General features: G+C 63.3%; 23 protein-coding genes. 15 read left to right on the top strand and 8 right to left on the bottom strand.

Annotated features, from left to right (window positions below; translation table 11 throughout):
• Nucleotides 1-60: 60 nt before the first annotated feature.
• From ACR9ZC_RS04575 to ACR9ZC_RS04535, 9 genes are all read left to right on the top strand, one after another.
• Nucleotides 61-2,349, top strand: coding sequence for an amylo-alpha-1,6-glucosidase (locus ACR9ZC_RS04575; RefSeq protein ID WP_481579303.1), 2,289 nt, complete (start codon nucleotides 61-63; stop codon nucleotides 2,347-2,349).
• 74 nt (nucleotides 2,350-2,423) lie between these two features.
• The gene (locus tag ACR9ZC_RS04570; RefSeq protein WP_481579302.1) at nucleotides 2,424-3,284 is read left to right on the top strand and encodes a MurR/RpiR family transcriptional regulator; all 861 of its coding nucleotides are present in this window, start codon (nucleotides 2,424-2,426) and stop codon (nucleotides 3,282-3,284) included.
• A gap of 321 nt (nucleotides 3,285-3,605) precedes the next feature.
• Nucleotides 3,606-4,361: a glutamine ABC transporter substrate-binding protein GlnH gene (gene glnH / locus ACR9ZC_RS04565; RefSeq protein WP_481579301.1), complete on the top strand. Its 756-nt coding sequence runs from the start codon at nucleotides 3,606-3,608 to the stop codon at nucleotides 4,359-4,361.
• Nucleotides 4,362-4,476: 115 nt separating this feature from the next.
• The gene (gene glnP / locus ACR9ZC_RS04560; RefSeq protein WP_331574145.1) at nucleotides 4,477-5,133 is read left to right on the top strand and encodes a glutamine ABC transporter permease GlnP; all 657 of its coding nucleotides are present in this window, start codon (nucleotides 4,477-4,479) and stop codon (nucleotides 5,131-5,133) included.
• Nucleotides 5,130-5,858, top strand: a complete 729-nt coding sequence (gene glnQ / locus ACR9ZC_RS04555; protein WP_481579300.1) for a glutamine ABC transporter ATP-binding protein GlnQ — start codon at nucleotides 5,130-5,132, stop codon at nucleotides 5,856-5,858. Before glnP ends, glnQ begins: the two co-directional genes overlap by 4 nt.
• 30 nt (nucleotides 5,859-5,888) lie before the next feature.
• Nucleotides 5,889-6,941, top strand: coding sequence for a C45 family autoproteolytic acyltransferase/hydolase (locus ACR9ZC_RS04550; protein WP_481579720.1), 1,053 nt, complete (start codon nucleotides 5,889-5,891; stop codon nucleotides 6,939-6,941).
• Nucleotides 6,942-6,956: 15 nt separating this feature from the next.
• Nucleotides 6,957-8,318, top strand: coding sequence for an aspartate aminotransferase family protein (locus ACR9ZC_RS04545; protein WP_481579299.1), 1,362 nt, complete (start codon nucleotides 6,957-6,959; stop codon nucleotides 8,316-8,318).
• Nucleotides 8,309-8,887, top strand: a complete 579-nt coding sequence (locus ACR9ZC_RS04540) for a carboxymuconolactone decarboxylase family protein (RefSeq protein ID WP_481579719.1) — start codon at nucleotides 8,309-8,311, stop codon at nucleotides 8,885-8,887. The genes ACR9ZC_RS04545 and ACR9ZC_RS04540 overlap by 10 nt, the downstream gene beginning before the upstream one ends.
• A gap of 75 nt (nucleotides 8,888-8,962) precedes the next feature.
• Nucleotides 8,963-9,595, top strand: a complete 633-nt coding sequence (locus ACR9ZC_RS04535; RefSeq protein ID WP_481579298.1) for a TetR/AcrR family transcriptional regulator — start codon at nucleotides 8,963-8,965, stop codon at nucleotides 9,593-9,595.
• A gap of 93 nt (nucleotides 9,596-9,688) precedes the next feature.
• On the opposite strand, the gene ACR9ZC_RS04530 is transcribed toward ACR9ZC_RS04535, so the two are convergent.
• The gene (locus ACR9ZC_RS04530) at nucleotides 9,689-9,835 is read right to left on the bottom strand and encodes a hypothetical protein (protein ID WP_481579297.1); all 147 of its coding nucleotides are present in this window, start codon (nucleotides 9,833-9,835) and stop codon (nucleotides 9,689-9,691) included.
• 359 nt (nucleotides 9,836-10,194) lie between these two features.
• Between ACR9ZC_RS04530 and ACR9ZC_RS04525 the strand changes: the two genes are divergently transcribed.
• The gene (locus tag ACR9ZC_RS04525) at nucleotides 10,195-10,527 is read left to right on the top strand and encodes a helix-turn-helix domain-containing protein (protein WP_481579296.1); all 333 of its coding nucleotides are present in this window, start codon (nucleotides 10,195-10,197) and stop codon (nucleotides 10,525-10,527) included.
• Between the two features lie 25 nt (nucleotides 10,528-10,552).
• Nucleotides 10,553-11,842: a type II toxin-antitoxin system HipA family toxin gene (locus ACR9ZC_RS04520; RefSeq protein WP_481579295.1), complete on the top strand. Its 1,290-nt coding sequence runs from the start codon at nucleotides 10,553-10,555 to the stop codon at nucleotides 11,840-11,842.
• A gap of 12 nt (nucleotides 11,843-11,854) precedes the next feature.
• Here ACR9ZC_RS04520 and ACR9ZC_RS04515 read toward each other — a convergent pair whose 3' ends face one another.
• Nucleotides 11,855-12,877, bottom strand: a complete 1,023-nt coding sequence (locus tag ACR9ZC_RS04515) for a DUF2891 domain-containing protein (protein WP_481579294.1) — start codon at nucleotides 12,875-12,877, stop codon at nucleotides 11,855-11,857.
• A gap of 87 nt (nucleotides 12,878-12,964) precedes the next feature.
• Nucleotides 12,965-13,747 carry a TetR/AcrR family transcriptional regulator gene (locus ACR9ZC_RS04510; protein WP_481579293.1) on the bottom strand — a complete coding sequence of 261 codons (783 nt, stop codon included), beginning with the start codon at nucleotides 13,745-13,747 and terminating at the stop codon, nucleotides 12,965-12,967.
• 306 nt (nucleotides 13,748-14,053) lie between these two features.
• Between ACR9ZC_RS04510 and ACR9ZC_RS04505 the strand changes: the two genes are divergently transcribed.
• Genes ACR9ZC_RS04505 through ACR9ZC_RS04490 form a run of 4 tightly spaced genes read left to right on the top strand, consistent with a single transcriptional unit; the run spans nucleotide 14,054 to nucleotide 19,786 of the window.
• The gene (locus ACR9ZC_RS04505; RefSeq protein ID WP_481579292.1) at nucleotides 14,054-15,235 is read left to right on the top strand and encodes an isovaleryl-CoA dehydrogenase; all 1,182 of its coding nucleotides are present in this window, start codon (nucleotides 14,054-14,056) and stop codon (nucleotides 15,233-15,235) included.
• A gap of 40 nt (nucleotides 15,236-15,275) precedes the next feature.
• Nucleotides 15,276-16,883 (top strand): carboxyl transferase domain-containing protein, encoded by a 1,608-nt coding sequence (locus ACR9ZC_RS04500; RefSeq protein WP_481579291.1) that lies wholly within the window; start codon nucleotides 15,276-15,278, stop codon nucleotides 16,881-16,883.
• A gap of 51 nt (nucleotides 16,884-16,934) precedes the next feature.
• Complete coding sequence (locus ACR9ZC_RS04495) at nucleotides 16,935-17,720, top strand: enoyl-CoA hydratase/isomerase family protein (RefSeq protein WP_481579290.1); 786 nt, start codon at nucleotides 16,935-16,937, stop codon at nucleotides 17,718-17,720.
• Nucleotides 17,721-17,776: 56 nt separating this feature from the next.
• Nucleotides 17,777-19,786, top strand: coding sequence for an acetyl/propionyl/methylcrotonyl-CoA carboxylase subunit alpha (locus ACR9ZC_RS04490; protein ID WP_481579289.1), 2,010 nt, complete (start codon nucleotides 17,777-17,779; stop codon nucleotides 19,784-19,786).
• A gap of 101 nt (nucleotides 19,787-19,887) precedes the next feature.
• On the opposite strand, the gene ACR9ZC_RS04485 is transcribed toward ACR9ZC_RS04490, so the two are convergent.
• The 5 genes from ACR9ZC_RS04485 to ACR9ZC_RS04465 all read right to left on the bottom strand — a co-directional run bounded on the left by ACR9ZC_RS04485 (nucleotide 19,888) and on the right by ACR9ZC_RS04465 (nucleotide 24,865).
• Nucleotides 19,888-20,430 (bottom strand): glycoside hydrolase family 19 protein, encoded by a 543-nt coding sequence (locus ACR9ZC_RS04485; RefSeq protein WP_481579288.1) that lies wholly within the window; start codon nucleotides 20,428-20,430, stop codon nucleotides 19,888-19,890.
• On the bottom strand, nucleotides 20,417-21,229 hold the full coding sequence (locus ACR9ZC_RS04480) for a bestrophin-like domain (RefSeq protein ID WP_481579287.1): 813 nt from the start codon (nucleotides 21,227-21,229) through the stop codon (nucleotides 20,417-20,419). The genes ACR9ZC_RS04485 and ACR9ZC_RS04480 overlap by 14 nt, the downstream gene beginning before the upstream one ends.
• A gap of 3 nt (nucleotides 21,230-21,232) precedes the next feature.
• On the bottom strand, nucleotides 21,233-22,342 hold the full coding sequence (locus ACR9ZC_RS04475) for a hypothetical protein (protein ID WP_481579286.1): 1,110 nt from the start codon (nucleotides 22,340-22,342) through the stop codon (nucleotides 21,233-21,235).
• 54 nt (nucleotides 22,343-22,396) lie between these two features.
• Nucleotides 22,397-23,077 carry a ribonuclease T2 family protein gene (locus ACR9ZC_RS04470; protein ID WP_481579285.1) on the bottom strand — a complete coding sequence of 227 codons (681 nt, stop codon included), beginning with the start codon at nucleotides 23,075-23,077 and terminating at the stop codon, nucleotides 22,397-22,399.
• Nucleotides 23,078-23,167: 90 nt separating this feature from the next.
• Nucleotides 23,168-24,865, bottom strand: coding sequence for a S8 family serine peptidase (locus ACR9ZC_RS04465; RefSeq protein ID WP_481579284.1), 1,698 nt, complete (start codon nucleotides 24,863-24,865; stop codon nucleotides 23,168-23,170).
• Nucleotides 24,866-24,945 lie beyond the last annotated feature (80 nt).

Here is a 24,945-nt window from a genome sequence, read left to right as displayed (position 1 = left end):
TTCTTTGCCTTCGCGTATCGCTTTCTACAATCGAGAAGAGCTAACGTCAGGAGCCACACGATGCTGGATACCGAAGTTCCGGATTTAGTGACACGAGCGGGCGGTCCGACCGAACATCAGCCCGACGGCGCGTTCATTGCCCCCGAGCACCCTTACGTCGCACGCACGAGCCAGTACGTACTGAAATCGGGCGACACTTTCGTCGTCAACGACCCTTTGGGCGACATCAACGGTTTCGACGACGGGCTTTTCGTCAACGACACCCGCACACTTTCGCAGCTTCGCCTGACCTTCGGCGGCCGGGCGCCTTCGCTGCTGTCAGGCAATGTCAGCAGCGACAACACTTCGTTCACGGCACATCTGACGAACCGGCCGCTGCCGCCGGTGGGTGGCGGATTCACGCCTGAGGGCGTCATCCACGTCGACCGCATGCGTGTGCTCGCCGGTACGGTACTTTACGAAGCGATTACGCTTACCAACTACGGCTCGACCGAAGCGGTCGTGCCGTTGTCGATCTCGTTCGGCTGCGACTTCAAGGATATGTTCGAGGTGCGTGGGCTCTCGCGGCCGAAGCGGGGCACCATCGCGGCGCCTCTCGTGAGTCGCGATGAAGTGCGGCACAGCTATACCGGTCTCGATTGTGTCGAGCGCTCCGTTCGGATTGCGTTCGCACCGCAGCCCGATCAGCTTGCGCAGGATCGGGCCGATTATTCGATCACGCTCCCGGCGCAGGCCTGTGTGTCGATTTATTTGTCGGTCGCGGTCGATGCGCACAAGCTCGCGGCGGCCACCTGTTCCGAGCCACCGGGTGCGCAGGTCGCACAGCCGCCGCACAGCAGCCATCCGGCGCATCTGACGCAAATCGATGCCGTGCGCCCGCGCGTGGGCCGTGCCGCCGTGCGTGCCGCACTGGCGAGCGCGCACTTGTCGATGCGCGAGCGGCGCCGGGCGACGGCCCGCATCCGGACGAGCAACCCGCTTTTCAACGGATGGCTCGAGCGGTCGTTCGCGGACCTCGGCCTGCTGACGACCGATTTGCCGACCGGCCCCTATCCGTACGCCGGTATCCCGTGGTTTTCGACGCCGTTCGGCCGCGATGCGGTCGTGACCTCGCTGCAGATGCTTTGGCTGCAGCCGTGGCTGGCGCGCGGTGTACTGCGCTTTCTGGCCGAATATCAGGCGCGCGAGGATTCCGCCTTTCGCGACGCGTCGACGGGCAAGATCATGCACGAGATGCGCAAGAGCGAAATGGCCGGAACGGGGGAGGTGCCGTTCGCGCTTTATTACGGGGGTGTCGACACCACACCGCTTTTCGTCGTGCTGGCCGGCGCCTATTTCGCGCGTACGGCCGACGAGGCGTTCATCGACGAACTGTGGCCCGCGCTCGAGCGAGCCGCGCAGTGGGTGGCCGGCGTCTGCGATAAAAATCCGCACGGACTCGTCGATTACCAGTCCACTTCCGATCGCGGGTTGGCGAATCAAGGATGGAAGGACAGCCACGATTCGGTGTTCCACGCCGATGGACGGATGCCGGACGGGCCGATCGCACTCGTCGAAGTTCAGGCCTACGCCTGCGCCGCTTTCGACACGATGGCGAAGCTTGCCTCACGGCGCGGGCTCGTCGATGCGGCCGCGCGTTATGCCGCACGCTCGGAAACCTTGCGGGAGCGCGTCGAAGCGCTGTTCTGGATGCCCGAGGCGAACTTTTACGGCATAGCGCTCGACGGTCATGGCGAGCTGTGTCGCGTGCTGGCTTCCAATGCCGGTCACCTGCTTGCATTCGGGCTGCCGTCGCGCGAGCGTGGCGAGGCAGTGGCAAGCAAGCTGGAATCGACGCAGTTTCATACCGGCTGGGGCGTGCGTACGCTGGCCGCGAACCAGCCGCGTTTCAACCCGATGTCGTATCACAACGGCTCCGTCTGGCCGCACGACAACGCGTTGTGCGCGCGCGGGCTCGCGTGCTATGGCGACAAACCGGCGGCCGTGCGCTTGCTGCAGGCGCTGTTCGAGGCGGCCGTCAACTTCGACATGCGTTTGCCCGAGCTGTTTTGCGGCTTCATGCGTCAGCACGGCGAGCCGCCCACGGCCTATCCCGTGGCCTGCCTGCCGCAGGCCTGGGCGGCCGGCGCGCCGTTCATGATGCTCGAGGCCTGCCTTGGACTGACCATCGATGCCGAGCGCGAGCAGATTCTGATCGAGCAGCCGGCATTGCCCGAGGGGATCGACTGGCTCGAAGTGAGCAACCTGCGTGTGGGCCGCAAGACCGTCACGATCACGTTTAGCCGGGTGGGCGGCAAGATCGTCGCGTCGGCGGACAAGTCGGATGTGCGGATGGCGGCGGTGTTGTGATCGGGGGGGCGCCCGCATGAGCGGCGGACGGTGGTAACATTTGTTGCCGCCGCCAGTCGTTCGGACACCACCGCATGCCGCAAACTTTCGACGAACTCGCCGCGCTCGTTCGCGCGCGTTTCACCGAGCTGAGCCCTCAGTTTCAAACCGGTGCCGCGTTCCTGCTCGATCACGCGGACGAGGTCGCCGTCTTGTCGATGCGCAAGGTGGCCGAGCGTGCGCAGGTCCAGCCCGCTTCCCTCGTGCGTTTGTCGCAGTTGCTCGGCTTTCCCGGCTGGAACGAGTTGCGCGAGCTGTTCGTTGCGCGCCTGCGCAGGCGGCCGGAGCCGATGACCACCCGGGCGAGATCGCTCGTCGCGGGGGCGAAAAGAGACACCTTCGCTCACGATCTGCTGGTTGCGCAGCAGAATAACCTGGTTTCCACTGCCGCACACAACGAACGCGGCCTCGCACAGGCGGCGCGGCTTTTGCGGCGCGCCAAGCACGTCCATGTCGCCGGTTTCCGGTCCTGCTATGCGGTCGCGTTCAGTCTCGTCTATGGTTATCGCCTTTTCAGACCGACCGTTTCATTGTTATCCGGCGAAGGCGGCACGCTCGAGATGCAGTTACGAAGCATCGGGCACGACAGTGCGACGATAGTGATCAGTTTCGCACCGTATTCGGCAGAAGCGGCGCGTGTAGCCGAAGCGGCGCTCGAAAACGGCAGCCGCCTCGTCGCGATTACCGACAGCGCCGTTTCGCCGATCGCGCTCAACGCAGCCCAGGTGCTGATCTTTTCCCACGAAAGTCCATCGTTTTTCCCCTCCCTGCTCGCGGCCACCGCCCTTGCCGAATCGCTCGTCGCGCAATTGTTGGCGCTCGAGGGCGCACACGCCGTCGAGGAGCTCGAAGCAGCCGAGCGTGCGCTGCATGCCAAAGGCGCATACGTCGCCTGATCGGCCCGGCCTGCTCAGCTTCCTTTCACACCTCCACCACCCTCCCAAGCTATCGGGGGCCGGTTTGCAACGTTTGTTGTAAACAGCTAAATCGTCACACCAACCGCCTCGCTTCAGCGGTTATCAGGTAAATCCCCCTTGACGATTCTTTTTGTTGTTATAGCATTCGCGCTGACAACATATGTTGTTAAGAGGGCGAATCGCACATCAAGCGTTGAGGATGCGGCGATGCCGACTTCGCTTACAGCGTGTGTCGTTCGAAATGCGCGAGGCTGCCTTGCCGCCTTGATCGCAGCTATTCAACCGGCAGTGGAGGCCAACATGAAAGGTCGTTCGTTCTTGATGTCATTGATTGCGGTGCTCGCGTTGGGATCGGCGGCGCTCCCCGCCTGGTCGGGTGAAGCGCTGACGGTGGGCACCGATACGTCGTTCATGCCGTTCGAATTCAAGCAGGGCGACAAATACGTCGGTTTCGACATCGACCTGTGGGCCGAAATTGGGAAAGACCTTCATTTGACCTATAAGCTGCAACCGATGGACTTTGCGGGGCTCATCCCAGCCTTGCAGACACATAACATCGATGTCGCGCTCTCCGGCATGACGATCAAGGAGGAGCGCAGGAAGGTGATCGATTTCTCGGATCCGTATTACGACAGCGGTCTGGCCGCCATGGTGCGCGTAGACGACACAGCCGTGCGCTCGATCGACGATCTCAACGGCAAGGTTATTGCCGCGAAAACGGGAACGGCGACGATCGACTGGATCAAGGCGCACCTCAAGCCCAAGGAAATCCGCCAGTTCCCGAATACGGACGAGGCCTATATGGCGCTCGAGGCCGGACGCGTGGATGCCGCGATGCATGACACGCCGAACGTTCAGTTCTTCGTGAATACCGCGGGCAAGGGCAAGGTCAAGGTGGCGGGTACACCGGTCAGCGGTGACAAATACGGCATCGGATTTCCGAAAGGCAGCTCGCTCGTTTCGCAGGTGAACGAAGAGCTCAAGCGCATCAAAGCCGATGGCCGGTACGCGACGCTCTATCGCAAGTGGTTCGGCGCCGAGCCGCCGAAGTCCTGAGCGAGGCGCGCGGCATCTGCAAAAACGCGACGAAGCCGCGGCGGGCGAAGTCTCTCCCGCGCTATGTCATGTATGTGGGCGCGCAATTGTGTCCACGAACAACGGGAGCATGAACGTGGAGTTCGATTGGTCGGTGATCTGGGGAGCGCTTCCCGATCTGCTCGAAGGCGTGAAGCTGACGATATGGATCGCGGTGGCGGGCCTCGTGGGTGGTTTCGCGATCGGCCTGCTGGCGGGTCTTGCGCGCGCTTACGGGCCGCTCGCGTTAAATGTGCTTGCTCAAGCCTATATCGAGCTGATTCGCGGCACGCCCATCGTCGTACAGGTGATGTTTCTCTATTTTGCATTGCCGCTTTTGGCGCATGTGCGGATCGACGGGATGACAGCGGCGATCGTGGCGATCGCCGTCAATTCTGGCGCCTATCTGGGCGAGGTGGTGCGCGGCGCGTTCCTTTCGATTCCGCGCGGGCTGACCGAGGCAGGGTTGGCGATGGGTTTGTCCATGCCGCGCGTGCTGATGAAAATTGTGGGGCCGCTTGCATTCCGGCGCCTGATTCCGCCGCTCGGCAATCAGTGCATCGTGAGCCTGAAGGACACGTCGCTTTTCATTGTCATTGGTGTGGGCGAACTCACGCGCAAGGGCCAGGAAATTATCGCGGGCAATTTTCGCGCGGTCGAGATATGGACGGCAGTGGCCTGCATCTATCTCGTTCTGACGGGCGCGATGACGTTCGTTCTGCGAATCGTCGAAAAAAGGATGCGGATGCTATGAGCATGGTCGAATTCAAATCCGTGACAAAGCACTTCGGCGCGGTACAGGTGCTGAACGGTATCGATCTGAAAATCGATGCAGGGGAAGTCGTTGTCGTGCTCGGACCGTCGGGGTCGGGCAAATCCACGCTGCTTCGCTGCATCAACGCGCTCGAGAAAATTTCGGGCGGCGATCTTCTCGTCGACGGTCTCAGCGTGAAAGGGCGGGGCGCGGATATCCATCGTATTCGGCTCGAAGCCGGCATGGTGTTTCAGCAATTCAATTTGTTCCCACAGATGACAGCGCTCGAAAACCTCATGTTCGGGCCTATACAGGTTCGCGGTGCGACGCGTACGGTGGCCCGCGAACAAGGGCTAGCCTTGCTGCGCAAGGTGGGACTGGCCGAGCGCGCCGGGCACTACCCCTCGGAGCTTTCCGGTGGGCAGCAACAGCGTGTCGCTATTGCGCGTGCGCTTGCAATTCGGCCGAAACTGATGCTGTTCGACGAGCCGACCTCGGCACTCGATCCCGAGTTGCGACACGAGGTGCTGAAGGTTATGCAGGATCTCGCAACCGAAGGCATGACGATGATCGTCGTCACGCACGAGATTGGCTTTGCGCGGCGTGTCGGCACTCGGTTGGTGTTCATGGACGAAGGGCGGATCATCGAGGATGGACTGCCCACCGCGCTGCTCGATCGCCCGCCGACGCTGCGCTTGCAGAACTTTCTCAAACACGTCGCGTAACGCGGCAACCTGTTCTCGCCTATGTCCGCTATGTCGCAGTTGGAATGCTTTTCGATCGAGGGCGATTCGCACCGCATTGGACGTCGTCTGGGCGAATTCGCCCGGCCTCATTTCGACGCCTATATGGCGCAAAGTCCAACGTGGCAGCAGTTGCGCCGTTGGCGCGGCCATCCGTTCGTGGCCGCGTTGCGAGCCGCGGCGGTAACCGCGTTTCCCGAATACGTCGCAGAACTCGACGGCATGGCGCGCGGGCTGGGGTGGTCCGCTGACGATCTGTTCATCTGGAACTGCCGCGGCGAGTTGATCCACCGGACGGCTGACGGCTGTACGACGCTGGCGGTTGCCACAGCATCGCACCGGGCGATCGCCCACAACGAGGATGGCGATCCGTACTTACTGGGGCCGGGACGATGCTTTTTAGTCGATGTGAAGCCGTCGGGCCGGCCGGGCTTTATCAGCTTTTGCTATCCAGGCTCGCTACCAGGGCATACGTTTGCGGTGACGCGCGCGGGCTTGGCTCAGACGATCAATAATGTTCGCATCGTCGAGTCCGCCCCCGGTGTGCCGAGGATGATCCTGGCACGCGCCGTGCTGGACGCCGATTCGCTCGATGCAGCGCTTTCGCTGTTGCGGGCGACGCCGTCCGCGAGCGGCTTTCACCATACCGTTGGGTGCGCAGGCGATTCGCGAATCGTCAGCGTCGAAGCGACGGCGCGCCGCAGCTCGGTGCTGCAGGTTCATGGCGTGTACGGTCACGCGAACCATCTGATCCATCCCGAACATGCCGGCGACGCACAGATCGTGACCGCCTCGTCACGCGACAGGCAGGCGCGGCTGGCGCGGCTGGCGCAGCTGTTGCCCCGAGAGCAAAGCGATGTGAACGATGAAGCGTTGCTAAGGACGCTTCGCGATCGCGCTCCCGAGGGGTTGCCGATCTATCGCGACGATCCGCGCGACCCCGACGGAGAAAACACGTTGGCTACGACCCTGCTGCGTATCGAAAACAGCGGCGTCGCGATGCGCGTTCATCGAAGCGGTCATGTCGTGTTCGAACGGTTCGTCGAGCGCTCATACATTTCATGACACGAGGCTTACTCCATGTCTTACGTCTTTCATAGGATGCCTAAGCAAACGCTGCCCGTCGCGGTGACGGGCGACGGCATCGAGATCATCGATTCGAAAGGGCAACGTTACATCGATGCAAGCGGCGGTGCGGCCGTTTCGTGCCTTGGCCACAGTCATCGCCGCGTGACCGAGGCCGTGGCACGCCAGGCGCGCTCGCTCGCCTATGCGCATACGTCCTTCTTTACGAGCGAGCCGGCCGAAGCGCTCGCGCAAAAGCTCGTCGAATCGGCGCCCGCTGGGCTGGGTCACGTTTACTTCGTCTCGGGCGGATCGGAAGGAATCGAAGCGGCGCTGAAGCTGGCGCGGCAATACTTCGTCGAGCTCGGTGAGCCGCGGCGCCGTCATTTCATTGCGCGCCGGCAAAGCTATCACGGCAATACCCTCGGCGCGCTCGCGATAGGCGGTAACGCGTGGAGGCGCGAGCCGTTTCTGCCGCTGTTGGCCGAAACGCAGCATGTCAGTCCCTGCTACGCCTACCGCGAGATGCGGCCGGAGGAGTCCGAGACCGTCTATGCGCAACGGCTGGCAGACGAGCTGGAGCGAGAAATCCTGACACTGGGTCCCGGGACGGTGGCCGCATTCGTTGCGGAAACCGTCGTTGGCGCCACGGCCGGCGCCGTCCCGCCAGTGTGTGAGTACTTCAAGAAAATCCGCGCGGTGTGCGACAAGTACGGCGTACTGCTGATTCTCGACGAGGTCATGTGTGGGATGGGACGCACGGGCCAAATGTTCGCCTGCGACGACGAGGAGGTGGTGCCGGATCTGCTCGTCATCGCGAAGGGGCTCGGTGCTGGGTATCAGCCGATTGGCGGTGTACTGGTGCACGATCGAATTTACGATGCGATCGTCAGCGGCTCGGGGTTTTTTCAACACGGGCATACCTACATGGGGCACGCAACGGCGTGTGCCGCGGCACTCGAGGTGCAGCGTGTGATTGCCGACGAATGCCTGCTCGACAATGTCCGCGCTCGCGGCAAGCAGCTGCGTTCGCTGTTGGGCGAACGCTGGAAGCAGCATCCGTTCATCGGCGATATTCGTGGGCGCGGCCTGTTCGTCGGTATCGAACTCGTTCAGGACCGCGAGACAAAGGCGCCGTTCGATCCCGCGCTCAAGGTTCATACGGCCATCCGGCGTGAGGCGATGGCGCGCGGACTGATGGTCTACCCGATGGGCGGCACCGTCGATGGCAAGTTCGGCGACCATGTTCTGCTTGCCCCGCCGTTCATTTGCACATCCGACGACATTCAGCGTATCGGCGAGCGACTCGCGGATGCCATCGATGCAGCGCTGGTATCGAGCGGTGCCGCGCTTCCGATCACGGGGGAATCACGTTGAACGATCCGACCGTCCGTGCCCCCAGATTGCCAGCATTCGATCCCGCGACAGCGAGTGCCGAGCAGCAAGCCGTACTTGGCGAGATCCTTTCCGGCCCGCGCGGCAATCTCGACGGGCCGTTTCTGGCGTGGATCGCCAGTCCTGCGTTCGCACAACACGCCCAGCGGCTGGGCGCGTTCTGTCGCTACGAAACGGGGCTCTCGAAACGTCTTTCGGAGTTGGCCATTCTTGTGACGGCGGCGCGCTGGCATGCCCAGGCCGAGTGGCAGATTCATTATCCGATAGCCATCGATGCGGGCGTGTCGCCAGCGATTGCCGAGGCGTTGCGGGCAGGCGAACCCCCGCGTTTCGACGATGAGGACGATGAACTGATCTTCGCTTTCGCGACCGAACTTTACGAAAACCGACGCGTTTCCGATCGAACGTTCGAGGCCGCGCTTTCACGGCTTGGACGTACAACGACAGTCAATTTGGTGGGCTTGCTGGGCTATTACACACTCGTTGCCATGACATTGAATGTGTTTGAAGTGACGATGCCCGACCGCGGTTCACCGCCTTTCAGCGAATAATGGATGGCGTCATTTTTGTCCTGCGGCGATGCGGTGCGACTTGAATTATTGACTGAGGAGTCATATTATCGCCGTATGACCACCGCTATCCCATCCCGCAAATCTCGCGCCGAGCCACGAGCAGCGCGCGGCCGCCCACGCGAGTTCGACGTCGACGAAGTACTGGACCGCGCGAGCCGGACCTTCTGGAACCACGGTTATCACGCGACTTCGATCGACGACCTTTGCGAGGCAACGGGCGTGCTCAGAGGTAGCCTGTATGGAGTATTCGGCGACAAGCATGGCCTGTTGCTGGCCGCTGTCGAGCATTACTCGGATGGGGTCATTGCGCGGTTGGCCGAGCGCTTGAGTGCTGAGGGCTCGCCAACCGAGTCGCTGCGCGAGGCGCTGCTGCATTACGCCAAAATCACCAATGCGCTCTCGGGGCAGCGCAGCTGCTTCATTACGAATACGACGCTCGAGATGCAGGCCGACGACACTGCGCTGCGCGAGAAGATCGAATCGTTCCACCGGCGCACGACAACGCTGCTGACCGCCGCAGTCATCCGGGGCCAGGCGGCGGGCGAGTTCGATGCGTCGCTCGATGAAGGCGAGGTCGGCCGATATCTACTCTGTGTGACGCAGGGGTTGCGCGTCATGAGCAAAGTGGTCGACGAGGAGAGCCAACTGGCCGACGTCATCAATCTGGCGTTGCGCTCGCTGACCTGAGGATGTTGACCGTATAGTCAGAAAATCTGTGCGCGGCCGATGGATCGATGGGCGCGCGGGGTCATGCAGCGCAGGGCCGAGCCATTATTCCGCTCACCGAAATTCGAAACGGTTTCCCTGGAGGCGCCGCGCGGGGGTATCTCCGGTTTTCGGCTGCCAATTCGGCAAAATCTCCGGACCGAACAGCGTTGACGCGCCGGCTTTGCCGTTGCCTATGCCGCCAGCCTTGATGCGCTGCATCGAGAAGCCATCGTGACGAATTTGCGGGCCGAGTGGGGTCGGCATTGAAAACGGCTCGGGTTCGGTGGCCTGTGCCAGGAGCGGCAGCGCGCACAACAGGCAGGTCGCGCCGAGTGAGCGAATGGGGCTTGAGGACATGGCTGCACCTCATTGTCTGAAAGAAAACGAAGTTTGCCGTAGCGCCCGTGTGACTTACGCGAAGCGCTTTGTGCGCTTTCATGGGTTCGCCGGTGGGGCGCGAAATGAGGCTAGGAGGTCGATCTTAAAAACAGCTTAAGGCATCGGTCGCGCTCATCTGCTGGCTTCGACGGCCGGCGCGGTCGTCGCAACAATTCGGAACGTCAAAAAGGAAAAAATAGTTGCCATTTTACGGAAAAAAGGGAATTATTATTTCCATGCCGAGACGATCAAACGCCGCCGATATGCTCCCTTCCCCCGTGGAGCGTGCCCTTGCGGATTTCGGGGAGAACCTGCGGGTCGCGCGCAAGCGCCGCCGCGAGACCATGCAGTCGTTCGCCGAGCGCATGCAGGTGTCTGTCCCGACGCTGCGCAAGATGGAGGCGGGCGACCCTACCGTTTCCATTTCGGTCTATGCGATGGCGCTGTGGCTGGTCGGCCGGGTACAGTTTCTCCCCGAATTGCCGATCCAGCCGCCGACCAAACGGCGCTCGCACTTGAATTGCAGAACCTGAAATCAGGCGGTAAGGGAGCCCAGCGATGAATGGAAGTATCGAGATCGGGACGAACAACGAACTGTCCGTCTGGATCTATCCGGAGTCCTCCGCCGACCCGGTGCATTGCGGCGTACTGGAGCTCATTCGCGGCCGGCTGTGTCGCTTCGAGTATGCGCCAGCATGGCTCGCGCGTGCTGACGCGTTCGAGTTGTCCCCCGATCTTCCGTTGCATGCTGGTAAGTTCGAGCCGGATGCGGGGCTCAACATTCACCCCATCTTCGCGGACGCGGGCCCGGATCGTTGGGGACGGCAGATCATCGATCGGGTGTTCCGTTTGCGACGGAGCTCAGAGATCGACTACCTCGCGGTTGCGGGCGAGGATCGCATCGGTGCACTGGCCTTCTCGCTCGAATCCGGCCGTTACAACGTCGTTGTCGAACAGGCGCTGCACACGGCTGATCTTGCGGCGTTGCTCAGCGCCGCTCAGGCAATCGAGCGACACATGCCGATCGATGACGATATGCGCCGGCTGCTGCGACCGGGCGCCAGCGCTGGGGGGGCGCGTCCGAAGGCAATCATTCGGGACGACGGGTGCCACTGGCTCGCCAAGTTTCCAGCGGAAGGGGACTCGGTCGACGTTTGCGCGATCGAACAGGCCTCGCTTCGTCTCGCAGCTGCGTGCGGTATAACGGTGGCCGACTCGCGCCTCGTGGATGTTGGCGGCCGCAATGTCCTGCTAGTCGAGCGATTCGACCGCGATGAGGCCGGTAGCCGGATTCATTTCGCGAGCGCGCGGACGCTGCTGATCGCGCAAGGCGTGGATATCGCGAATGCCGCCTATTCAGATATTGCGGACACGGCGCGTCGCTTCTCGCGGGCTCCGAAGGAGGAGGCGCGGGAGATCTTCAAGCGGATGGTGTTCAACGTCGCGATGGAAAATACGGACGATCACGAGAAGAATCACGCATTTCTGTGGCGGGACGGCCGCTGGAACCTCGCACCGGCCTACGACGTCCAGCCGCAGCTGCAGGGCATCCACTATCAGCAACTGAAGGTCGGCCGTTTTGACTACGAGCCCTCGATGCGCAACGTGCTATCGGATTGCGGCCGGTTTATGCTCACGGAAGCCGAGGCGCGCAGCGAGATCGGCGAGATGATGGTCGTGCTCGAAAGATGGCAGGAGCATTTTGCAGCGGCAGGTGTGCGCGAAGACGATATCGAAGCCTGTGCACGGTACGTTCGCGTCGGCGAGATGGCAAACGAATTCGAGAAACTCTGCGAGAAGCCGGCTCGTCGTTCGCGACGATCTGCTTCGCCGCCACCGGGTGCTTGACGCAGGCAACGATCAACTGCCGTCAGGGAGCGCTAGCGCCAGCACCGCAAACGTCCCCAGCCAATGCTCACCCATATAATCGCCCGCCACATGGGTAAGCGCAGCCTGCAAATGCCGCTCGGCAGCATCCTCGAGCAGCGGCCGGCGTGCATCGTCTGGTGGCAGCGCTTGCGCAATCGAGCGCTGGCACCATGCTCTACTCAAATTCAGTCCATCGAGATGCGCGATTTTGCCATCGCTGCGATCCGCCACCGTCGCGGGCGTGAACAGCGTGGCCGGTTTCCCCTGCGCGAGGCCCGGCAAGAACCGGTCGAACCAGTTCAAAAACTCAGGTGGAGGCAGGGCACGCCGCATCAATTCCGCTTCCATCAGCGACGGAGAAAGAAATTCATCGCCGCTCGGCTCCCAAGCTTGGCAAGCCGCATCGTTCAAATACCAGCGTTTCGCCGTATCGACGATCAACTCAGCGAAGCTTGCGCGCTCGGCGATACGTGCAAAGTCGAGCGCAAGAGCAAGCGCAAATGCCGTATTGAAATGCGTGCCTACGCGCAGCGGATAGGTGGCCTTCGGTAAAAACGCTTCGAAGCGCGCGACAAAGGTATCAGTCAGGGGCGCGATCGTACGCGACCAACGCGCTGCGTCGGTCCCGGGCATCGAATGAAGCTGAGCGGCGAGCGCGAGCAGCCAGGCCCAACCGTATGGGCGTTCGAAACTTCCGTTGTGAGGGAGCCTCAAATAAGCCAACTCCCCGGCAACGTTAGCATCGGTGAAGTGCGCATCCACGACGGCCTTGACGGCTGGCGCTTCGGGCATGTCGGGATAATGCGTCACCAAACGCAGCAGCATCCAATAACCGTGCACGCACGAATGCCAATCGTAGCTGCCATAGAAGATCGGGTGCAGTTCGCGCGGCGAGCGCACGTCTTCGGGACCCGCCAGAGCATGCGTCAGCTTATTGGGGTACTCGCGCGTCAAATGGGCGAGAGCAAGCTTTGCGAGTTTCGAGGCCAGGGCGGGGGTGAGAACGGAGATCATCGGCTTATCGAGCCAAAGCGAACGATGGGCCAACGATACGCGCGCGGCCGATAACCGGCAAGCGTACGCCGAGCGGCGGCGCATCCCTCACGTTTCGGCCGTTGCCTTCTTGCTTGTACGTTTGCCGTTGGCGACCGGCTTCGACATCCGTTCTGCCGTGCGCGTCGCATGGTCGAAACGACGCATCGCGTCGTCGACGTCTTCCTTTAGCCGGGTCAGCGCGGCCACGTCCGGGTGCGGCGGCTGCAGCGCGGTCCATAAGACATCGACGAGCTGTTCGGCCGTTGCATCGATATCCGCGCCACGACGCGCAAGCGTCGCATCCCACAACACATGCTCCATCGGGCCGAATACGAGCGAGCGCATGAGCCGAAGCGGCATGTCGGTGCGAATATGTCCCGCTTGCTGCCCCTGCGCGAGAACGCGCATGAGCGGCGCCGTGTAGCGCCGCTGCAGGACGGTCAATTCGTCGCCGAGCGCATGGTACTTCGTGCGCCCCTCCGAAAGCACCAGCGAGCAAAGGCCGGTGCCGTGCACGAGCATGAGCCGCACGTGCATGCGCACGATAAAGGCGAACTGCTGACGCGTGCCGCCGTCGCGCGGAAGCCCCGTTTCAATGGCCGCGATGATTTCATCGTACCAATCCGAGATGACTCGCACGCACAACTCTCGTTTGCCGCGAAAGTAACTGAAGACCGTCGCCTCGGAAACGCCGACGCGCTGAGCGATTTCAGCCGTCGTCGCGCGCTCGTACCCCTTTTCGGAGAACACCTCGCGGCCCGCCTGAAGGATGTCCTTCACACGTTGCTGTGATTTGCGACCGGCCGGCTGACGCCGCGCACCGCCCGCTTCGGGCTTCGAATCGTCCATGTTTGAGTCAGGTTCAAGTCTGCCTCCGTTCGGAGGCTCGGTGATCGCGATGGTAGCACCGAGCGGCACGCTCCATATAGCGTCTTCCAAAAGTGAGTGATACTCAGAAAAACCTATTGACGCTTACGTAAATGTGGCGTGAAATGCGCGTTGATCGAGCGCGCGATCCGCGCCTCCGCCCGACCACGGTGGCGTACGACGCCGCCCCGACTGGAGAAACTGAATGAACGACCCCCACGCTCTCTTTCGTTCGCCGCCCCCCGAGGGGGCGGATGCTTCCCTTGGGGCGGCCCAGCGGGAGGCATCATGAGCAACGTGCCTGGATTGCAGTTCGCGCTCGGCGAGGAAATCGACATGCTGCGCGATACGCTGGCCAACTTCGCCGCGAAGGAGATCGCCCCGCGTGCGGCCGAGGTCGATCGCACCGATCAATTTCCAATGGACCTCTGGCGCAAGTTCGGCGAACTCGGCGTGCTCGGCATGACGGTCTCCGAGGAATACGGCGGCGCGAACATGGGCTACGTGGCACATATGGTCGCGATGGAAGAGATCTCGCGCGCCTCTGCGTCGGTGGGACTCTCGTATGGCGCTCATTCGAATCTGTGCGTCAATCAGATTCACCGCAACGGCACCGAAGCGCAAAAGCACAAATACCTGCCGAAGCTCGTTTCCGGCGAGCACGTCGGCGCGTTGGCGATGAGCGAGCCCAACGCCGGGTCGGACGTCGTCAGCATGAAGCTGCGCGCGGACAAGCGTGGCGACCGTTATGTGCTGAACGGCACGAAGATGTGGATCACGAACGGTCCCGATTGCGACACGCTCGTCGTCTATGCCAAGACCGATGTCGAAGCGGGTGCTCGCGGCATCACGGCGTTCATCGTCGAAAAAGGGATGAAGGGCTTCTCGGTGGCGCAAAAGCTCGACAAGCTCGGCATGCGCGGCTCGCATACGGGCGAGCTCGTCTTCGTGGATGTCGAGGTCCCCGAAGAAAACATCCTCGGCCGCTTGAACGGCGGCGTGAACGTGCTGATGAGCGGCCTCGATTACGAACGCGCCGTGCTGGCCGGTGGCCCGACGGGCATCATGCTTGCCTGTATGGATGCCGTCGTTCCGTATATTCACGATCGCAAGCAATTCGGTCAGGCGATCGGCGAATTTCAACTGATCCAGGGCAAGGTCGCGGACATGTACACGACGCTGCAAGCCTGCCGTGCGTATCTGTATGCCGTGGGCCGTCAGCTCGATACGCTCGGCAAGGAACACGTACGTCAAGTTCGCAAGGATTGCGCGGGCGTCATTCTCTATACCGCGGAGAAAGCGACATGGATGGCCGGTGAGGCGATCCAGATCCTCGGCGGCAACGGCTATATCAACGAATATCCGGTCGGCCGGCTTTGGCGCGACGCAAAGCTTTATGAAATCGGCGCGGGCACGAGCGAGGTGCGCCGCATGTTGATCGGCCGCGAGCTTTTTGCCGAAACCGCCTGACGCATCCCGACATCTGCGCCGCGAACGGAGTATTCCCCTCATGCCGATCATCGAAAGCAAGCTGAATCCGCGTTCCGACGAATTCCGCGCCAACGCCGCTGCGCTCGAAGCGGTCGTTGCCGATTTGCAGCAGAAAGTCGCGCATCTCGCATTGGGCGGCGGGGCCGCGGCGCGCGACAAGCACGTCTCGCGCGGCAAGCTGCTGCCGCGCGATCGCATCGCGCAACTGCTCGACCCCGGTACGCCGTTTCTCGAGTTTTCCCAGCTCGCGGCCTTCGGCATGTACCACGATGCGGCACCCGGAGCCGGCATCATTACCGGCATCGGCCGCATCGCACAGCAGGAATGCGTGATCGTCTGCAACGATGCAACGGTCAAAGGCGGCACTTACTACCCGGTGACGGTCAAAAAGCATGTCCGCGCGCAGGAGATCGCCGCCGAAAACCGCTTGCCGTGTGTCTACCTCGTCGACTCGGGCGGCGCCAATCTGCCGAATCAGGACGAGGTATTCCCCGATCGGGATCATTTCGGGCGCATTTTCTACAATCAGGCCAATCTGTCGGCAGCGGGTATCGCACAGATCGCGGTGGTGATGGGCTCGTGCACCGCGGGTGGCGCGTATGTGCCCGCAATGAGCGACGAATCGATCATCGTCAAGAATCAAGGCACGATCTTCCTCGGCGGGCCGCCGCTCGTGAAGGCGGCAACGGGCGAGGAGGTCAGCGCGGAAGATCTGGGCGGCGGCGATGTCCATACGCGTCTGTCGGGTGTCGTCGATCACCTCGCGCAGAACGACGCGCATGCGCTCGCGCTCGCGCGGAGCATCGTCGGCAAGCTCAACCGCGTGAAAGTACCGCCGATCGCACTGCGCGAACCGAAGCCGCCGCGCTACGACGCAAAGAGCATCTACGGCGTCATTCCGGTCGATACGCGTAAGCCGTTCGACATTCGCGAGATCATCGCGCGCGTCGTCGACGATTCAGAATTCGACGAGTTCAAGGCGCGTTACGGCACGACGCTCGTCACGGGCTTCGCCCATATCTGGGGTCATCCGGTCGGCATCGTGGCGAACAACGGCATTCTGTTCTCGGAGTCGGCGCTCAAGGGCACCCATTTCATCGAGCTTTGCTGTCAGCGCAAAATTCCACTCGTGTTCCTGCAGAACATCACGGGCTTCATGGTCGGGCGCAAATACGAGAACGAAGGAATTGCACGCAACGGTGCCAAGATGGTCACGGCGGTTGCGACGGCCAACGTGCCGAAGTTCACGGTCATCATCGGCGGCTCGTTCGGCGCGGGCAACTACGGCATGTGCGGGCGAGCCTACTCGCCGCGCTTTCTCTGGATGTGGCCCAACGCCCGCATCTCCGTCATGGGCGGTGAGCAGGCCGCGTCGGTGCTGGCAACGGTCAAGCGCGACGGTATCGAAGCGAAGGGCGGCTCGTGGAGCGCCGACGAGGAGGAAGCGTTCAAGAAGCCGATTCGCGACCAGTACGAACACCAGGGCCATCCCTATTACGCGAGCGCGCGTCTTTGGGACGACGGTGTGATCGATCCGGCTCAAACGCGCGACGTGCTGGGTCTCGGCTTATCCGCGGCGATGAATGCGCCGATCGGCGACACGCGCTTCGGCGTGTTTCGGATGTGATCCGCAATCGGAAAGAAGCGACCTTCGAAACGAACGGACGAGGAGCCCTCGATGCAATACAGCACGCTTGAGCTAGCGATTTCCGGGCACGTCGCGACGGTGACGCTTAATCGCCCGGAGGTGCGCAACGCATTCAACGAGACGATGATCTACGAGCTGACCGACGTCTTTTCGCGTCTACCGACGCGCGACGATGTGCGCGCGGTCGTGCTCGCGGCCAACGGTCCGGCGTTTTGCGCGGGCGCCGATCTGAACTGGATGAAAAAGATGGCGTCGTTCTCCGACGAGGAGAATCGCGCCGACGCGCGGCGGCTCGCCGACATGCTGGCAGCCGTCTATCGCTCGGCGAAGCCGGTCATCGCGCGCGTGTCCGGCGATGCGTATGCGGGCGGTGTTGGGCTCGTCGCTGCGTGCGACATCGTCGTCGCGGTCGAGACGGCACGCTTTTGCCTGTCTGAAGCGCGCTTGGGATTGATTGCCGCGACTATTTCACCGTACGTTATCCGGGCGCTCGGCGAGCGTGCCTGCCGCCGCTATTTCACGACGGCGGAGCCGTTCGAGTGCGCGGTTGCCTGCCGGTTCGGGCTCGTTCATGAAGCCGTGCCGGCCGATGCGCTCGACGCCACAGTGCAAAAGCTCGCCGCCGCGCTCTGCGCGAACGGTCCGCGGGCCGTACGCGAATCCAAACGGCTCGTGCAGGATGTCGCGGGTCGCGCACTCGACGAAGCGCTCATCGACGATACGGCCGCGCGCATTGCAGCCATTCGGGCCAGCGACGAAGGCCGCGAAGGGGTGGCCGCGTTCCTCGACAAGCGGGCGCCGGCCTGGCGCGATTGATCCACGACCCGGCGAGACACGGCAGCGCGACGCGCACCCCCATTGCGAGACCTCACATGTTCAACAAGATCCTGATTGCGAACCGCGGCGAGATTGCCTGCCGTGTCGCGGCGACTTGCCGCCGGCTCGGCGTGGCGAGCGTGGCCGTATATTCGGACGCCGATGCCGGTGCGAAGCATGTCGCCGCATGCGACGAAGCGGTGCATATCGGTGCCTCGCCCGCGGCCGAAAGCTATCTGCGCATCGAGCGCATCATCGATGCCGCGCTGAAGACGGGCGCGCAGGCCATTCATCCCGGCTATGGATTTCTTTCGGAAAACGAAGCATTCGCGCAAGCCTGCGACGCGGCCGGAATCGTCTTCATCGGGCCGCCGGTGTCGGCCATCGCGGCCATGGGATCGAAGGCGGCGGCCAAAGCGCTGATGCAAGCGGCGGCCGTTCCGCTCGTGCCCGGCTATCACGGCGACGATCAGGACCCCGAACGATTGCACCGCGAGGCCGATGCGATCGGCTATCCCGTCCTGCTGAAGGCCAGCGCGGGTGGTGGCGGCAAGGGCATGCGCGTGGTGGACAAGCACGAGGATTTCGCGGCTGCGCTCGCATCATGCAAGCGCGAGGCGGCGAGCAGCTTCGGCAACGATCGCATTCTCATCGAGAAATACCTGCTCCGGCCTCGGCACGTCGAGGTGCAGGTATTCGCCGATCGCCATGGCGGTGCGGTCTACCTGTTCGATCGCGATTGTTCGGTGCAGCGGCGTCACCAGAAAGTGCTCGAGGAAGCGCCCGCACCGGGGCTCGAGGCGGACGTTCGGCGAGCGATGGGCGAAGCTGCCGTCGCGGCGGCGCGCGCGGTGTCCTACGTGGGCGCCGGCACCGTCGAGTTCATCATGACCGGCACGGCGTTCTACTTCATGGAGATGAATACGCGCCTGCAGGTCGAGCATCCCGTTACCGAAATGGTGACGGGGCTCGATCTGGTCGAGTGGCAGTTGCGCGTGGCGGCCGGAGAGCCGCTGCCATTGCGGCAGGACCAGTTGAAGGTCGATGGCCATGCGATCGAAGCGCGCGTCTATGCCGAGAATCCGGCGCGCGGCTTTTTGCCTTCGACGGGCACGCTCAAGTATCTGCGCATGCCGGCAAGCGTCGAGTTCACGATCGGCGAGCCGCGGCGCGCGGCAGTGCGCATCGATAGCGGCGTGCGCGAAGGCGATACCATCACGCCGTTTTACGACCCGATGATCGCGAAGGTGATCGTACACGGCGCGAACCGGGACGAGGCGCTTGCCCGTATGGACCGCGCATTGCAAGCCTGCGAAGCGGTGGGCCCGCAAACGAATATCGAATTTCTGCGGCGCATCGTGACGTGCCCGCCGTTCGCCTCGGCCGAACTCGATACAGGCCTCATCGAGCGTCATCACGATGTGCTGTTCGCTCGCACCGAGAAACCGTTCAAGGAAGCGCTCGCGCTTGCCTGCGCAGCGCTGCTGACGCGCGAAGGCGGCACCGCGCATGGCGCCTCTCCGTGGGATGCGCTATCGCATTGGCGTTTGAACGGCAGCTATCGCCAGACGATCGAGTGGCGCGCGATCGAGGACGACGCGCCTTGCAGGGTCGTCTATACCCGCGACGATTCCGTTCGCGCCCTCGAGCACGAGCAATGGACGGAGCCGTTCGACTGGTGGCGCGAGGCGCAGCCTCATGGCTACGGGGTACGCCTTGGCGACGTTCGAACGACGGGCCGGGTTTTTGTCGATGGCGATACGTTCCATGTATTTTGCTCCGGTACATCGCTTGCATTCGAGTGGACGAACCTGCTCGCGCATGCGGCGGATGCCGAGCACGGAGAGGGGCGCTTGACCGCCCCGATGCCGGGCAAGGTGATCGCGGTGCTCGTCGAGGCAGGCGCCGTTGTGGAAAAGGGCACGCCCCTGATCGTCATGGAGGCCATGAAGATGGAACATACGATCGGCGCGCCCGCCGCCGGAAAAGTCTCCGAGGTGCTGTACGGCGTCGGCGATCAGGTGGCCGACGGGGCGCAGCTGCTCGTCATGGAGACGGGCGGGTGATGGCGGCTGGAGCCTGGACAAGTAGTGCGTGTAGTAGCGCGCCGGCGCACGGGGGCGCTCGTTAAAGTGATCGATCCCGCATCGATGCGCGACGCGCATGCTCAGATACCGAACGCGGCTTTCGCGATTTCCCACCGGCGTTGCCGGTCGACGAGTCCGTTGACGCCGCCGTTGATCCGCCGGGTCAGCGCGATGAAATCGCCGCTATCCGCGAAGGCGCTGCAACCATGCTGGTGCCACCACCATGCGGAAGCGCGGGCCGCGGCGAGCGCTTGCTCGAGCTGCTCGGGCTGCGTCTCGAGATCGATGCCGAGCGCGTGGCCGCAGGCCGCGTAGTTCGCCCGCCCCGTGATCTGAAGCAGTCCTCGACCGCGGAACCTCCGCCCATCGCCGGGTCGCACATTCCCGAGTTCGGCTGCTTTTGGCGAGGGCGGCTCGTAAGCGAGCTGAGCCGTCGTCGGCCCCCACAGCTCGCGCGTGAGCGTGAAGCCGAGTGTTTCGTGGCCTGCCTGGGCGACGAAGGCGGCCATGCGCGCCGGCGTCGAGATATCGAACTCGTCGAACGCGGCACGGATGGGCGCGTACCATTGATCGACGAGCGCGTCCGATAGTTGTGCCGCAGCCAGGAAGTCATCGCGTGTCATGATCGACTCCGATCGCAGGTTGCGCGCGGGCATTCAGCGCTTGCACCAGATGCGCGAGCGGCTCTGGCCCCACGCTGACCCGGCCCGCGAAGGGCCGGTCGACGGCCAGCACGAAAAAGAATGCGAGCCCGAGCGTCAGCGCCCACGCGGCGATCAACGCGACGTTGAACATGGTGCCCGGCAGCGTATAGAGGAGCAGGAACGAGACGGCGCTCGCAATCAGCATGACGGTCCACAGCGTCGCCGGCATGGCGACATCGAGCGTCAGCAGGCGCTGATCGCGCAGTTTGGCCAACTCATTGACGCGCTTGAGCACCTCGGCCAGCAGCGCGCGCTGCCGCTCGTTGCGCGGCTGAATCTGGTTGACCTTGGCGAAGAGTGCGTCGAAACGCGCTTCCGACTTGGGATCGCCGGCTGCTTCTTGCTGCATCTTCGGCCATTCGAAGCGCACGACGCCATCGAGATAGGCATGGAGCGCATCGACTGCCTGGCCCGCGGGCGGCTCGCCGAATGCAGCGAGATCACGCGCGAGTTCGCCGGCCGTCGTGGCTTCGAGGTCGACGTTGTGGGCTGCGTCCGAGTAGGCCCCCCATACGTTGATGGCGGCGAACGCAATCAGCAGCGAGTTGATCGTGGTGATGACGGAGACCATCGCAATCGTCATCGATTGCTCTTCGGGTGCGGGACGCACGCCCACGACGCGGCGAAAGAAGGCATAGCCGCCCAGCGCGACGATCAGCGTGAGCGTGACGACGAAGAGTCCCATGATCGATGACGGCCAGTTATAGAGGAAGAGCATGGCTTACTCCTTCTGACCGGGCTCGGCCGCGGCGCTTGCGGCGGGCTTCGGTGCATCGGGATGCAGGACGTTGCGCGTGAAGCTGGCCAGCCGCTGCTTGACCGCGTCCACCGGCATGCCGCCCTCGATCGATTGTTGAAGTTCGAGCAATTCCGCGGCAAGCTCGCCTTTCCATTGGACGCGCTCGGTCGCCGCCTGTGCGCGTCGCGTCTCGAAGGCCGCCTCCGCGGCCGGCCGCGGGTCGCCGCGCACGAGCGTCTCGAGCGTTTCGACGAGCCGATGCAGCAGCCGATGCACGGCGGTCGCGGAGAATCCGCCCAGCATGGCGAGTGCAGGCTTGCCGAAGCTGCGCATGCTGCCGCTGTCGTAGAGATGAGAAGGCAGGATCTCCACGAGAATCAGCCCGGCGATGACGCCGAGTATCAGGCGTGCGCCGTACGAAGCGTCGTATTGAGGGTCGTACGTCGCATTCGCGACAAATCGATGCGCTTGAAAGAGCGTGGCGAACGACGCGCCGAGGCCGGCGCACGACAGCAGAAAGATCGCGTTCAACAACAGCGGCGTGCCCGACGAATCGAGGAATCCCCGGTCGATGTTCGCGGCCGAGACCTCGGGCGGCAGCGACATGGCGATCACCGCGAACAGGAATGACAGCGCGCAGACCGTCAGCGTGCGAATCAGCGGCACGGGCCCCAGCCAGGAGAAGCGTTGGCGCCGACGCTCGTTATCGAGCAGTGCGACGGCTTGCGGCGTGGCCGGTGAGATCGCGATTGCGAGGCGCCGGTGAATCGTGGCGAGCGCGTGGCATAGCGGAGTCTGCGCGGACGAAGCCGCTCCGTTGCCGATGCCTTCGGCACCGTTCGTCGAAGCGCTCACCGACTCGGGATCGATGGCGAGCAGCGGCGACAGTTGCGCCACGAGCTCCGGGGCGATCGCCATGCCGTGCCGGAGTGCATAGCGAGCCATCGCGTCGCACTCCGTTTGCAATTGCGCGATCAGCGCGTGCCTCGGCACGGCCGGCGCAATCGCGGCGCCGGCCGGCGCGCCTCGAATGCCTTGGTCGAAACCGATCTTGGGCGATGGATATTGCACACCGATTCGGACAGCACACATGATGAGGTCTCCTGTTGGCGTGGGGACGTTGCGGGCGTCTTCTATTGGGCGCTGCTAGAGAATGACCTCTTCGCCGCAGTTTCCGCCGGGTGTGGGCACGAGCAGGCTGCCCCTGTCGCGGTAAACGAACATGTCGGACCAGTCGCGCAACGTGTAGCGCACTTCGGCGAGGCGCCCGTCTGGCGCGCAGTAGAACTGAATGGCTTTATCGGCGCCGAAGAAGAAGTCATGCAGTTGCGCATCTTTCAGCTCGTCGAGCGGCACCCGTTTGCCGGCATGCTGCTCGAGATACTGTCCGAGGTTCGTACGGCCGACGGCACGCGCCATGGCCGCGATTTCCGTGAAGTAACCTGCCGGCGTGTATCCGCTGCAACTGCCATAGCGGCTCCAGCGCTGTTGCAACGAATTGCCGCTCGTCGACGACACATAGCGTTCGAGGCCGGCGGGCAGGCTCTCGTCGGCGAGCGCGGTCGCATCGCAATCGACGCGATCCGTACGCAGCGCGATCGCTTTCAGCATCGGGGGCGGGGCACCCGCATCCGTATCGGCGCCACGGGCCGGGACACTCTGCGCCGCCTGGGCGATGCAGGTGGTGGTTCCGTTGTTCTCGTCGCACGATCCTGCTTTCCACGAAAGTGCGAGCGTCCAGCTTTGCGCGTGGGCGCCGACCGAAACGAGGCCGATCGCCGCGAGCAATGCGGCCCGCCTGATTCTCCGGTGCGATAGCGTCGACATGTCGATGTTCTCCTGTCGTTTTGACGCCGGTGCGCGGCGCCGCCGCGATATTCGCGGCGTGCGCTTGCGCATCGCGCGTGCGTGGGGTCCTTACCGGTAGACTTGCGGCAGCAGCCGGCGAATGTTTTGCAATCTCGGCAGACCCGCGCCGAAGCGGTTCAATGGATCGTTCGCCGAAACGGGTGTGCAGATCATCCGGATCAATTGAAAGAGCGCGGCGACGCGTTGCGGTCCCCTGGGACCGAGATAGCCGGCAAGATGCGGATCGCTCAGCAGCAGTGCCGCGAGACCGGTGATGTGGGGCGCTGCCATCGAGGTGCCGGACTCGGGATTGAAGGCCGCACCCGGCACGGTCGACACGATTCCGACGCCCGGGCCGCACACGCCGATCTGCGGCCCATGACACGAGAACGTCGGCGAGAAGAGCCCGTCGGCAGTCAGCGTTTGCGCGACGACTTGCGTCTGTTCCCAGGCGCTCGGCGGCAATTCCCGGTGCAGCCCCAACGCCGAGACCGCGAGTACGTAGGGCGAGGCCGCGGGATATTGGACGGGGCCGCCGGAGTTGCCTGCAGCGACGACACAAGCGACGCCGCTTTGTACCGCTTCGATGAGCTTTTGCTCGACGGCAAGCGAAGGCTGCGGCGCGCCGAGACTCATATTGACGACATCGATATCGTGATTGATGCAGTAGTCGAGCGCTTCGATGAGCGTGCTGTATTGGCCGCTCGGAAAGACCTTCAGCACATGGATCTCGGCATCGGGGGCGAAGCCGCGCATGGCGATACTCTCGGTTTTCGCCTGCTCGCCCATGCGTGCGGCGATCACTCCGGCGCAATGCGAGCCATGGCCGATCACATCGGTCTTCCACGTGGCCGGGTCCTGCTCGTTGGTCATGTCGGCGCCGCGCAGGATATGGCCGAGCAACGGATGCGAGGTGTCCGCGCCGGAATCGATGATGGCCACGCGCACGCCGGCTCCGCTGGCCGTGCTCGGCGATTCGTCGAGTCCCATGAGCCGCTGTCCCCAGCCGAGCGGTGCGAACGGGGGCACATTGCGATTCGGCAGCCATAAAGGGGTGAGCTTCACGATATTGACCTGGTCGCTCGCGAGCGACGGTCCGACGAGATAGCTGTTCCAGTACGTATGCGCGGGACGAACCGAGAGCGACTGCACCGGCCCGTTGCTCATTTGCACGAGCGTCAGCGTGACTTCCCCGCCTGCATTCGTCGTGCCTTTGGCCGGAAATCCGTCGGCGGCGACCTCGACGACGGCGTTGGCAACAGGTGCGTCGTCCGTGCCCAGCACGCGAATGGTCACCTGTCTGAGCGTGGCCGACGAGAACGCCGACTGCGGGTTGAGTTGCGCGCCGGCGTCGGCGTCGGGCTTGCGGCCGTAGCCGAGCGAATGGTCCTCTTCGACGATCATCTCGGGCGGTGCGGTTGCCTGCAGGATCTGCGCGTGGGCCGGATCGACCTTGACCACGTAGGTGTCGGTTGCTTCGTCGGGGCGCGCCGACATCATGCGCGCGTTCTTGTGGCCGGCCAGGACCCGAACGACTTCGACACCGGGCAGGCGATCTATCGCATTGCTCATGTCGCCCGCCGACATCGGCGTGACGGCCGCTTGCCTCGCCAGCACGCCGCGCCGTGGCGCAATCAGATACTGGCGCTTGCCGCCGGCTACCGGGACCGCATTTCCTGCCGCGGCGGCAGGCGAGGTCTTCGGCGTCGAATCGGCGTCGCCTTCGGCCGCGGATTTCGGCGCGACCGGCTTTTTGTCCTTGTCCATCGCAGTCTCCTTCGCGTCGCCGTGAGAACGACGCATCGATCGACGGACGAACGCGGCGGCAAAACCGGTAAAGTTCGTCC

The sequence above is a fragment of the Trinickia sp. HAY1-2D genome (genome assembly GCF_056754935.1).
The sequence above is the reverse complement of the archived record's forward strand: the minus strand, read 5'-3'. Positions and strand labels throughout refer to the sequence as shown.